This is a genomic window from Acidibrevibacterium sp., assembly GCF_049965395.1.
Classification (GTDB): domain Bacteria; phylum Pseudomonadota; class Alphaproteobacteria; order Acetobacterales; family Acetobacteraceae; genus Acidibrevibacterium; species Acidibrevibacterium fodinaquatile.
In genome coordinates, this window is sequence record NZ_JBMFWJ010000014.1 from 55,547 (window position 1) to 66,486 (window position 10,940).

The 10,940-nt window shown below is 67.6% G+C and carries 9 protein-coding genes and 1 pseudogene; all 10 read left to right on the forward strand.

Translation table 11 applies throughout. The features are described from left to right. Positions 1 to 89 precede the first annotated feature (89 nt). Entirely contained in the window at positions 90 to 2,279 is a 2,190-nt protein-coding gene (gene uvrB, locus ACP5M5_RS06530) for an excinuclease ABC subunit UvrB (RefSeq protein WP_427936290.1), read from the forward strand. Continuing rightward, a complete protein-coding gene (locus ACP5M5_RS06535; protein ID WP_427936291.1) occupies positions 2,276 to 3,058 on the forward strand; it encodes an SDR family oxidoreductase in 783 nt (260 codons plus the stop codon). Before uvrB ends, ACP5M5_RS06535 begins: the two co-directional genes overlap by 4 nt. A gap of 165 nt (positions 3,059 to 3,223) precedes the next feature. After that, positions 3,224 to 4,582 carry an ABC transporter substrate-binding protein gene (locus ACP5M5_RS06540; protein WP_427936292.1) on the forward strand — a complete coding sequence of 453 codons (1,359 nt, stop codon included), beginning with the start codon at positions 3,224 to 3,226 and terminating at the stop codon, positions 4,580 to 4,582. Between the two features lie 7 nt (positions 4,583 to 4,589). Continuing rightward, positions 4,590 to 5,339 (forward strand): ABC transporter ATP-binding protein, encoded by a 750-nt coding sequence (locus ACP5M5_RS06545; protein ID WP_427936293.1) that lies wholly within the window; start codon positions 4,590 to 4,592, stop codon positions 5,337 to 5,339. Continuing rightward, the gene (locus ACP5M5_RS06550) at positions 5,320 to 6,030 is read left to right on the forward strand and encodes an ABC transporter ATP-binding protein (protein WP_427936295.1); all 711 of its coding nucleotides are present in this window, start codon (positions 5,320 to 5,322) and stop codon (positions 6,028 to 6,030) included. The genes ACP5M5_RS06545 and ACP5M5_RS06550 overlap by 20 nt, the downstream gene beginning before the upstream one ends. Beyond that, a complete protein-coding gene (locus tag ACP5M5_RS06555; protein ID WP_427936296.1) occupies positions 6,027 to 6,929 on the forward strand; it encodes a branched-chain amino acid ABC transporter permease in 903 nt (300 codons plus the stop codon). The genes ACP5M5_RS06550 and ACP5M5_RS06555 overlap by 4 nt, the downstream gene beginning before the upstream one ends. Before the next feature lie 20 nt (positions 6,930 to 6,949). Continuing rightward, positions 6,950 to 7,981: a branched-chain amino acid ABC transporter permease gene (locus ACP5M5_RS06560; protein ID WP_427936297.1), complete on the forward strand. Its 1,032-nt coding sequence runs from the start codon at positions 6,950 to 6,952 to the stop codon at positions 7,979 to 7,981. Beyond that, entirely contained in the window at positions 7,978 to 9,159 is a 1,182-nt protein-coding gene (locus ACP5M5_RS06565; RefSeq protein ID WP_427936298.1) for a 4-hydroxybenzoate 3-monooxygenase, read from the forward strand. Before ACP5M5_RS06560 ends, ACP5M5_RS06565 begins: the two co-directional genes overlap by 4 nt. 21 nt (positions 9,160 to 9,180) lie before the next feature. Then, positions 9,181 to 10,290, forward strand: a complete 1,110-nt coding sequence (locus ACP5M5_RS06570; protein WP_427936299.1) for an NAD(P)-dependent alcohol dehydrogenase — start codon at positions 9,181 to 9,183, stop codon at positions 10,288 to 10,290. Between the two features lie 109 nt (positions 10,291 to 10,399). Further along, positions 10,400 to 10,940, forward strand: a pseudogene (locus tag ACP5M5_RS06575) (hypothetical protein); the annotation flags it as partial.

Consider the following 10,940-nt stretch of genomic DNA (forward strand, 5'->3'; position numbering starts at 1 on the left):
TTGGCGCCCTACATAGCGAAAGCCGCGCCGCTCGACAAAGCCCCGCCGCGCCGCCGGTGCCCGTGCCCTGAACTGAAGGCCGATGATCGATGTCCGTGACCCTCGCCCCGCCCGCGCCGCTGCTCTTTATCCCGGAAAAACAGCCGCGGCGTCCAGCCGGCAAGAAGCTCCGGGTGGTTTCGCCCTACGAGCCGGCCGGCGATCAGCCGGCGGCGATCGCAACATTGGTCGAGGGGCTGGCGGCCGAGGCGCGCGATCAGGTGCTGCTCGGCGTCACCGGCTCGGGCAAGACCTTCACCATGGCCAAGATCATCGAGGCGGTGCAGCGCCCGACCCTGATCCTCGCCCCCAACAAGACGCTGGCGGCGCAGCTCTATAGCGAGATGAAGGCGTTTTTCCCCGACAACGCGGTCGAATATTTCGTCAGCTACTATGATTATTATCAACCCGAAGCCTATGTCCCGCGCACCGACACCTATATCGAGAAAGACGCGCAGATCAATGAGACCATCGACCGCCTCCGCCATGCCGCGACCCAGGCTTTGCTCGAACGCAACGACGTCGTCATCGTCGCTTCGGTCTCCTGCATTTATGGTATCGGCTCGGTCGAGACCTATGCGCGCATGGTGGTGCGGCTCGAGGTCGGCGGCGCGATCGCGCGCGACGCGCTGGCGCGCGCTTTGGTCGAGCTGCAATATCGCCGCAACGATGTCGCGTTTCAGCGCGGCAGCTTTCGCCTGCGCGGCGATACCGTCGACATCTTCCCCTCCCATTACGAAGATCGCGCCTGGCGCGTCACGCTGTTCGGCGACGAGATCGAGGCGATCGCCGAGTTCGACCCGCTCACGGGGGAAAAAACCGCCGATCTCGCCGCCGTCACCGTCTATGCCAACAGCCATTACGTAACGCCACGCCCGACGCTGACCCAGGCGATCCGCGACATCAAGCGCGAATTGCAGGACAGGCTCGACCATTTCATCGCCGCAGGCAAACCCTTGGAGGCCGAGCGGCTGCAGCAACGCACGACCTTCGATATCGAAATGATGGAAACGACCGGCGCCTGCAAAGGGATCGAGAATTATTCCCGCTATCTCACCGGCCGCAATCGTGGCGAGCCGCCGCCGACTTTGTTCGAATATCTGCCCGAGAACGCGCTGCTCATCGTCGATGAAAGCCATGTCACGGTGCCGCAGATCGGCGGCATGGCGCGCGGCGATTTCAACCGCAAATCGGTGCTCGCCGAATACGGGTTTCGCCTGCCCTCGTGCGTCGATAACCGGCCGCTGACATTCGAGGAGTGGGAAGCCTATCGTCCGCAAACGATTTTCGTCTCGGCAACGCCTGGCCCGTGGGAAATGGCGCGGACCGGCGGCGTCTTCGCCGAACAGGTGATCCGCCCGACCGGGCTCATCGATCCCATCACCGAAATCCGCCCGGTCGAGCACCAGGTCGATGACCTGCTCGGCGAATGCAAGGCGGTTGCGGCCCGCGGCGGGCGGGTTCTGGTGACGACGTTGACCAAGCGCATGGCCGAGGATCTGACCGACTATCTCGGCGAGCACGGCGTCAAGGTGCGCTATCTCCACTCCGATATCGATACGCTGGAGCGGGTCGAGATCATCCGCGATCTTCGGCTTGGCGTCTGCGATGTGCTGATCGGCATCAATCTGCTGCGCGAGGGTTTGGACATTCCCGAATGCGCGCTGGTTGCCATTCTGGACGCCGACAAGGAGGGATTTTTGCGCTCGCGGACGGCGCTGATCCAGACCATCGGGCGGGCTGCCCGCAATATCGACGGCCGAGTGATTTTGTACGCCGACACTATCACCGAAAGTCTCCGCGCTGCCCTCGACGAGACCGCCCGCCGCCGCGCCAAGCAAGAAGCCTGGAACCAAGCGCACGGGATCACGCCGCAAACCGTGCGCCGCGAGATCGGCAAGGCCTTGGAAAGCGTGTTCGAGCAGGATTACGTGACGGTCGCCCCGCTCGCCGGCGAGAGCGTCGGCGACTTCGTCGGGAAGGATCTCGAGGCGGCGATCGCGAGCCTCGAAAAGCAGATGCGCGCCGCCGCCGCCGACCTCGAATTCGAGGTGGCGGCAAGGCTCCGCGATGAAATCCGCCGCTTGGAGGCGGAGCAGCTCGGCCTCGCACCCCCGGCACCAGCGCGCCCGCCGGCGCGCCAAAGCGGCGCACCAAAGCCGCTCGGGCCCGGCGGCGGCGGTTACGAGCCGGAAAAGCGGGGCGGGCGCCCAGGCCGGCGAGGAGGCCCCAAACGATGAATAATTGGCCGATCGCCGCCAGCATCCCCCGCGTCGCCCTCATCACCGGCGGGGCGCGGCGTCTTGGGCGCGAAATCGCCCTCGCCCTCGCCGGCGCCGGCTTTCGGATCGCGCTCCATTGCCACCGGAGCCAGGAGACGGCGGCAAAAACCGCGGCCGAAATCCGTGCGCGCGGCGTCGACGCGACGATCCTGCCCGCCGATCTCGCAAACGAGGACGCGGTCGCGGCCCTCGTCGGTCGGGCGCGAGACGCGCTCGGCCCGGTCGGGGTTCTGGTCAACAACGCCAGCGTTTTCGAGCGCGATGAGTGGGATACGGCGACGCGGGCGAGCTGGGATGCCCATCTCGAGCCCAATCTCCGCGCGCCCTTCGTGCTCATGCAGCATTTCGCCCGTGATTTGCCGGCGGCGGCGGAGGGGGTGGTGATCAATCTCCTCGATCAACGGGTGCTGTCGCTGACCCCGCATTTCGTTTCTTATACGGTCTCTAAGGCCGGGCTCTGGGCGCTGACGCGGAGCATGGCGCTGGCGCTCGCGCCGCGCATCCGTGTTGCCGCGATCGGCCCCGGCCCGACGCTGCCGAGCGCGCGCCAGAGTGCGGCGCAATTCGCCCGCCAAGCCGCCGCAACCCCGCTCGGCCGCGCCGCCGCGCCAGCGGAAATCGCCCGCGCCGCCCTCGCGATCCTCGCCCTTCCCGCTTTCACCGGCCAGATGCTGGCGCTCGATGGCGGCCAGCATTTGCACTGGGGCCCGCCGGTGCCGGCGCTGAGCGAGGAGTAGAGAACAGGGCGCGATACTTCAACGGCGAAGCGGTTGCCAAGCCGCGATGGATCGGGCAAGAGATGCTTGCCCATAACCATATCGTCGCGCCTCGCCGCGATCGCGGCCGATCGCGGCGGGGGTTAGTTTCGGTCAACAAAAACAATTTTTTGGGAGGGTTTTCCGATGCCTCAAGAGTGTCAGGATTGGTCCGCCATTGCTTGCGTTTCGCGCCCCGCGCGCCACGGCCATGCGGACGCGGTCACGCCGGCACTGACCCGCCGCACCCTGCTCGCCGGGGTCGGGGCCGGCGCGGTGGTGGCGGCGTCGTCCCGGGGTTTCGCGCAGTCCGGCGGCGGCCTGAAAATCGGCTTCATCAGCCCGCGCTCGGGCGCGCTCGCGAGTTTCGGCGAAACCGATGGCTACGTGCTCACGCTCGCCCGCAAGGCGCTCGCCGGCGGTCTCACCGTCAACGGCAAAACCTATCCCGTCGAAATCATCGATCGCGACACGCAATCCGACCCGGCGCGCGCCGGTCAGCTCGCCCGCAGCCTGATCAACGATACCGGCATCGACATGATGCTCACCACCTCGACGCCGGAAGTGGTCAACCCGGTCTCTGACGCGTGTGAAGCCGCTGGCATGCCCTGCCTCGCGACGGTGATGCCGTGGGAGGCGTGGTATTTCGGCCGCGGCGCCAAGCCCGGCCAGCCCTCGCCGTTCCGCTGGACCTATCTCTTTTCCTTCGGCGTCGATCAGTTCGCTGAGTGCTACATCTCGCAATGGAACAGCAGCGTGCAGACCAACAAGAAGGTCGGCGTGCTCTATCCCAACGATGCCGACGGCAACGCCATCCGCGCCCATCTCGCGCCCAAGCTCGCCAAGGCCGGGTTCACCATCGTCGATCCCGGCCCCTATGAAGACGGCACCACCGATTATTCGGCCCAGATCGCCGTCTTCAAGAAAAACCGCTGCGAGATTTTCAACACCTTCCCGATTCCGCCCGATTTCGCGACCTTCTGGCGCCAGGCGGCGCAGCAGGGCTATGCCCGCATGGTGAAGATCGTCCAAACCGCGAAAACCGGGCTCTTTCCCTCCTCGATCGAAGCGCTCGGGACGCTTGGCTACAACATCGCCAGCGCCACCTACTGGCACCGCGATTTCCCCTATCCCTCGCCGCTCACCGGGGTCAGCGGCGCAGCGCTCGCCGAAGGCTATGAGCAGGCGTCCGGCAAGCAATGGACGCAACAGCTTGGCGCCTCGATGTCGCTGCTCGATGCCGGCTTCGCGGCGCTTGCGGCAAGCGGCGATCCCAAGGACAAGAAAGCCGTTGCCGCCGCGCTGAGCCGGCTCAAGACCAAAACCATGGTCGGCGAGCTCGATTTCACCCGCGGCCCAGTGCCCAATGTTTTCGCAACCCCGATGATCGGCGCGCAATGGCTGAAGGCCAAGCCCGGCAGCCGCTTCAAGCTCGATTACGTCATCACCGAGAACGCGACCGACCACAACGTGCCGGTCACGGCGAAGCTCGTTCCCTATTCCTGAGCCGGGAATGACGCAATCGGGACCTCTTCTCGCGGCGGCCGGTCTCGGCAAGCGGTTTGGCGCGCTGGTGGTGCTCGATGCCGTCGATTTCACTGTCGTGGCCGGCGAGGCGGTCGGCATCGTCGGCCCCAATGGGGCGGGCAAGACGACCCTGCTCAACGTGCTTTCCGGCCGCTATGCGCCGGAAGTGGGACGGATCACCTTTCGCGGCGAGGATGTGACTGCGCTCGACGTCGCTTCCCGCTGCCGGCGTGGCCTTGCCCGCTCGCATCAGATCCCGCGCCCTTTCGGCGGCATGACGGTGTTCGAGAGTCTGCTGGTGGCGGCAGAAGCCGGCGCCGGCTTGCGTGGGCGCGCGGCCGAGCGGCGCGGGCTCGAGACGCTCTCGCTCTGCGGCATGATGGCGCTTGCCAATCGCCGCGGCGAGGCCCTCGGCCTGCTTGATCGCAAGCGCCTCGAACTCGCGCGCGCTCTCGCGACCGAGCCGGCGCTGCTTTTGCTCGATGAAATCGGCGCCGGGCTCACCGACGGCGAAGCGCAGGGGCTGGTCGAGATCATCCGCGCGATCCACGCGCGCGGCATTGCCATCGTCTGGATCGAACACATCGTGCATGTCCTGGTGCAGGTGGTCGGGCGGCTGGTTTGCATGGATGCCGGGCGGGTGATCGCTGACGGCGAGCCCGCTTCGGTGCTGCGCGATGCCGCGGTGATCGATGCCTATCTTGGTGCGGCGGCGCATGTCCCTGCTCACGGTTGAAGGTCTTGAGGCGCGGCACGGGCTTTTGCGCGCCGTGCGCGGCGTCGATCTCGCGCTTGGCGAGGGCGAAACATTGGCGCTGGTCGGCGCCAATGGCGCCGGCAAGACGACGCTGCTCCGCACCATCGCCGGCGCCCATCGCGCCGCTGCCGGGCGCATTTGTCTCGATGGCGCCGAGATCACCACGCTTCCCGCGCATCGGCGCTTGCAGCGCGGCATCGCGCTGGTGCCGGAGGGGCGGCAGCTTTTCACCGGCATGACGGTCGAGGAAAATCTGCGCGTCGCCGAGGGGCGCGGGCGCGCCGGCCCGTGGACACTGGCGACGGTGCTGGAGGCGTTTCCGCAGCTTCGACCCAAGCTCAAAGCCCGCGCCGGCGATCTCTCCGGCGGCCAGCAGCAGGCGGCGGCGATCGCGCGCGCCTTGATGAGCAATCCGCGTCTCCTGCTGCTCGACGAGGTCTCGCTCGGGCTCTCGCCGGTCGCCGTCGATCAGCTCTATGTCTCGCTCCAGGCGCTGCTCGCCGGGGGGGCGACGGTCATTCTCGTCGAGCAGGATCTCGGCCGCGCGCTGCGGGTCGCAAGCCGCGTCGTCTGCCTCCTCGAGGGGCGGGTGACTTATGAGGGCGCGGCGCACGCGACCACGCGCGAGCAGGTGATGGAGGCCTATTTCGGCATGGCGGGCGGGCGATGATCTTCCTCAATCAGATCCTGCAAGGGGTGTTTCTCGGCGCCTATTACGCGCTGATCGCGTGCTCGCTCTCGTTTCTGTTCGGGGTCATGCGGATCATCAACCTCGCCCATGGCAGCCTCGCCGTGCTCGCCGCCTTTCTTTTGTTCGTGCTCGCCGATCGCTTCGGCCTCTCGCCCTGGCTCGGCCTGATCCTCGTCGTGCCGGTGATGGCGGCGCTGGGCTGGGCTTTGCAGGTTCTGGTGCTGGAGCGGAGTCTCAAAGGCGGGCTCCTGGTGCCGCTGCTCAGCACCTTCGGCCTTGCGATCGTGATCGATAATCTTCTGTTTCAGGGTTTCGGCGCCGATACCCGCTCGCTCGCGCCGGCGATCGGCGATCTTTCGTTCGCGAGCTGGGTGCTGAGCGATGATGTCAGTATCGGGCAGCTCGACGTCATCATTCTTGCCGCCGCGATCGCGACGCTTGGGGGATTGCAGCTATTTCTCGCCCGGACAAGGCTCGGGCGAACGATCCGCGCCACCGCCGAGGCGCCGGATATCGTCGGCCTGATCGGCATCGATGCGCGCGCGGTCTATGCGCTGGCGACGGCGATCGCCTTGGCGCTCGCGGCGATCGCCGGGGCGTTTCTCGCGCTCCGGGCGACGTTCAATCCCTATAGCGGCGGCATGCAGCTTCTGTTCGCCTTCGAAGCGGTGGTGATCGGCGGGTTCGGCTCGCTCTGGGGCACGCTGATCGGCGGCATCATGCTTGGGATTGCGCAAAATCTCGGCGCCTTCATCAACCCACATGGCTTTCTCATCGCCGGGCACGGATTTTTTCTCGTGGTCCTGATCGCCCGCCTCTATGCCGGGCCGATCGCCGAGCGCATGCGTTTCGGGCGTCGTCGGGTGTCGGCGGCATGAGGTTCGCGGACGGTCTTCAGGTGTCAGACGGTCCCCGGGTGGAACGCTGGACGAGGCGCGCGGTGCTCTTCGTCCTCATCGCGCTGATCACGCTCGGCGGGCTCGCGTTCGGGCCGATGGTGTTTTCGCCGGGCGTCACCGAACGGCTGAGCGCGCTCTTCATCTACGTCATTCTCGCCGTGATGTGGAATCTCCTCGCCGGCTATGGCGGTTTGGTTTCGGTCGGGCAGCAGGCGTTTTTTGGCTTGGGCGCCTATGCCGCGATCCGGCTTTCCGCCGCGGGCGTTGCCGTCTATCCGGCGCTGCTGCTTGCCGCTCTCGTGGTCGGTGGGTTGGCACTGCCGATCGGCGAGGTGATGCTGCGCCTTGCGGGCGGCGAATTCGCGATCGGCATGTGGGTGGTCGCCGAACTCGCCCATCTCCTGGTCAATCTCGATCCCTTGGTGCAGGGCGAGACCGGCACCTCGCTGATCGCGCTCGATGCCTTCGCTGTCGCCGCGCGCCGCGCCGATACCTATTGGGCTTCACTCGCGGCCATGGCGCTCGCGCTCGCGCTGGTTTTCCTAATGCTGCGCGGCCGGCTCGGCACGGCGTTGCAGGCGATCCGCGACGACGATGTCGCGGCGGCTTCGATCGGGGTGCGGGTGCTCGCGACCAAGCGGGTGGTGTTCGTGCTCGCCGCCGCCGGCGCCGCCCTCGCCGGCGCGCTCTGGCTCGCGACCGCGATCACCTTTCAGCCGCACGCCTATTTCAGCGTGCAATGGACCGCCTACATGATTTTCATGACCCTGGTCGGCGGCCTCGGCACGTTCGAGGGGCCGGTGATCGGGGCTTTGCTGTTTTTCATCATCGAGACCGCGTTCGGTGCGAGCGGGGTGTGGTATCTCGTTGGCCTCGGGGCGGCGGCGCTGGGTTTTGCGCTGTTTGCGCCGCGCGGCCTCTGGGGCGGGTTCACGGCGCGGTTTTCGCCGCGCCTGCTGCCGCTCGGTTATCACGTCGTGCTGCCGCGAACGCTCGTTGCCGCGCTGGCGAAAGAAGGAAAAACGCCATGAAAACGGAGATCGGCATCATCGGCGCGGGGCCGGCGGGCCTGTTTCTCGCCCATCTGCTCGGCCGCGCCGGCATCGAGGCGGTGATCCTCGAAAGCCGCACCCGCGAAGAGGTGGAGGGGACGATCCGCGCCGGCGTGCTCGAGCAATGGGTGGTCGATCTCATGCGCGACCTCGGCCTTGCCGCGCGGCTCGACCAAAACGCCGATTTTCACACCGGCATCACCCTGCAATGGAATGGTGAGCGTCTTCATCTCGACATGCGGGAACTGACCGGCGGCAAGCAGGTGACGGTCTACCCCCAGCACGAGGTGCTGCGCGATCTCATCGCCGGCCTGCTCGCCGCCGGCGGCGACATCCGCTTTGGGGTCGGCGAGACGGCTTTGCACGAAATCACCGGCGAGCGCCCGTTCATCACCTTCCGCCCCGACAAAACCGGCCCCGAGACCCGGCTCGACTGCGCCTATATCGTCGGCGCCGACGGCTATCACGGGCCCAGCCGGCAAGCGATCCCGGAGGCCGCGCGGCGGGAGTTTCACAAAATCTATCCCTTCGGCTGGCTCGGTATCCTCGCCCGCGCACCGCGCTCCTGGCATGAGCTGATCTATGCGAACCAAGCCGAGGGCTTCGCGCTCCTCAGCACCCGCTCGCCGGACGTGCAGCGGCTCTATCTCCAATGCGATCCCGCCGATGATTTGGCGCTCTGGCCGGATCGGCGGATCTGGGACGAATTGCAGGCGCGTCTCTCAGCCCCCGGCTTTACCCTGATCGAGGGGCCGATTTTCCAAAAGGGGATCATTCCGCTGCGCAGTTTCGTGTGCGAGACGATGCACTATGGCCGCCTGTTCCTTGCCGGCGACGCCGCCCATATCGTGCCGCCGACCGGGGCCAAGGGGCTCAACCTCGCGGTCGCCGACGTCGTCGTGCTGGCCGCGGCGCTAATCGCGCGCGTGCAGCACAATGACGGGGAGAAACTCGCCCGCTACAGTGAGACGGCATTACGGCGGGTCTGGAAGGGCGAGCGGTTTTCCTGGTACATGACGACGATGTTGCATCGCAATCCGACGGAGGGCGAGTTCGAGCGTCGGATCCATTTCGCCGATCTCGATTTCGTGCGCACCTCGCGCGCCGCCGCGACGGCTCTGGCGGAAAATTACGTGGGCTTGCCGTTCGATCGCTGACCGCAACCGGGGGAGACGACCATGCGTATCACCGCCGCCATGGCCACCGCGCCGCACGCGCCGCTCATCCTCACCGAACTCGAGATCGATGACCCGCGCGACGACGAGGTGCTGGTCCGCGTGCTCGCGTGCGGCGTCTGCCATACCGATCTCGCTTGCCGCGACCAGGCGTTGCCGGTGCCGTTGCCGGCGGTGCTCGGCCATGAGGGGGCGGGCATCGTCGAACGCGTCGGGGCGGCGGTGCGCAAGGTTGCGCCCGGCGATCATGTGCTGCTGAGCTATGACAGTTGCGCGACGTGCCCAAGCTGCCGCGCGGCAAAGCCGTTTTATTGTCATCAGTTCGGCGCCTATAATTTCTCGGCCCGCCGCCCCGATGGCTCGGCCGCGCTCAGCGCCGAGGGCGGCGCCGTCGTCGGCGGGCGGTTTTTCGGCCAGTCGGCCTTCGCGAGCCATTGCCTCGCGCGTGAGCGCAATCTGGTCAGGGTCGCGGCCGAGGCGCCGCTCGAGCTGCTGGCGCCGCTCGGCTGCGGCATCCAGACCGGCGCCGGCACGGTCTTGAATGCGCTGCGCCCCGAAGCCGGGGCGACGATCGCGATTTTCGGCGCCGGCACGGTCGGGCTCGCCGCCGTGCTGGGCGCGAACATCGCCGGTTGCAGGCGTATCATCGCGATCGAGCCCAATCCGGCGCGGCGGGAATTGGCGCGGGAGTTTGGCGCGACCGACACCATCGATCCCAGTGCGGTCGCGGATGTTCCCGCCGCCCTGCGCGATGCCCTCGGCGCCGCGGGCGCCGATTACAGCATCGAATGCACCGGGATCCCGGCGGTCGCGACGGCGGCCGTCCATAGCCTCGCCCCGCGCGGCACCGCCGCCCTGGTCGGTGCGATGCCGGCGGGCGCGGAGTATCGCTTCGATGCCATCAAGGTGATGACCGAGGGGCTCACGGTGCGCGGCGTGATCGAGGGTGAAAGCCGCCCGGACGATTTCCTGCCGCGTCTGATCGCGCTCCATCGCGAGGGCCGCTTCCCCTTCGCGCGCATGATCCGGCATTATCCCTTCGCCGAGATCAACGCGGCGCTGGCGGCGAGCGAACGCGGCGACGCGATCAAGCCGGTGCTGTTGATGGCGTGATCTTTGCGGCGATGACGATCGGGGCTTGCCTTGGCGGCAGCTTTGCGGAACCCTATCGCGAAGCCTTCGGCGAGACCGGATGAGAGGGGAGGGAAAGATTTTCGCCGCGATGCCGCCTGAGCCGTATCCGCCGTTTTTTCTCTCGCGCGAGGCCGCCACGTCCGAGCCAGCGCGGCCGGAGCCGGTGCTCGGGTGGCAGCCGGCGCCGGCGCCGGGGGAGCGTGAGCGCTGGGCTGCCGTGTCGCCGGCAGCGGCGCGGATCGGCCGCTGCGGCGGAATTTCGACGGTTTTCCACGCGCTGGCGCTGGCGGCGGTCCTGCTCTGGGCCGAGTATCTCGTGCCCCCCGAGCCGATCGCCATCGGCGGCGCGGTCGCCATGGTCTTCGCGCCGAACGAGCCGGCGGCGCCGCACCCCGCCCTACCCCCGGCGGTCCCGACGCCGCCTGCGGCCGCGCCGATGCCGGTTGCCGCGCCGCCGCCCGACGCGGCGAATACCCAGACGGAAACGGCAGCCCTCGCGCCGCCGATGCCGCCCCCCGAACCCGCGATCGCCGCCGCCCAAGAGCCGCCGCCGGCCCGGCCAGCGCCAACCCCCGAGCGCGTGCAGGCGATGGCGCCGCCAGAGGCACCAGCGAAACCGGCGCCGCGCC

Excerpts from the sequence above, each read along its gene's own strand:
- uvrB (WP_427936290.1), top strand. The coding sequence starts at position 90 with ATGTCCGTGACCCTCGCCCCGCCCGCGCCGCTGCTCTTTATCCCGGAA.
- ACP5M5_RS06535 (WP_427936291.1), top strand. The coding sequence starts at position 2,276 with ATGAATAATTGGCCGATCGCCGCCAGCATCCCCCGCGTCGCCCTCATC.
- ACP5M5_RS06540 (WP_427936292.1), top strand. The coding sequence starts at position 3,224 with ATGCCTCAAGAGTGTCAGGATTGGTCCGCCATTGCTTGCGTTTCGCGC.
- ACP5M5_RS06545 (WP_427936293.1), top strand. The coding sequence starts at position 4,590 with ATGACGCAATCGGGACCTCTTCTCGCGGCGGCCGGTCTCGGCAAGCGG.
- ACP5M5_RS06550 (WP_427936295.1), top strand. The coding sequence starts at position 5,320 with ATGTCCCTGCTCACGGTTGAAGGTCTTGAGGCGCGGCACGGGCTTTTG.
- ACP5M5_RS06555 (WP_427936296.1), top strand. The coding sequence starts at position 6,027 with ATGATCTTCCTCAATCAGATCCTGCAAGGGGTGTTTCTCGGCGCCTAT.
- ACP5M5_RS06565 (WP_427936298.1), top strand. The coding sequence starts at position 7,978 with ATGAAAACGGAGATCGGCATCATCGGCGCGGGGCCGGCGGGCCTGTTT.
- ACP5M5_RS06570 (WP_427936299.1), top strand. The coding sequence starts at position 9,181 with ATGCGTATCACCGCCGCCATGGCCACCGCGCCGCACGCGCCGCTCATC.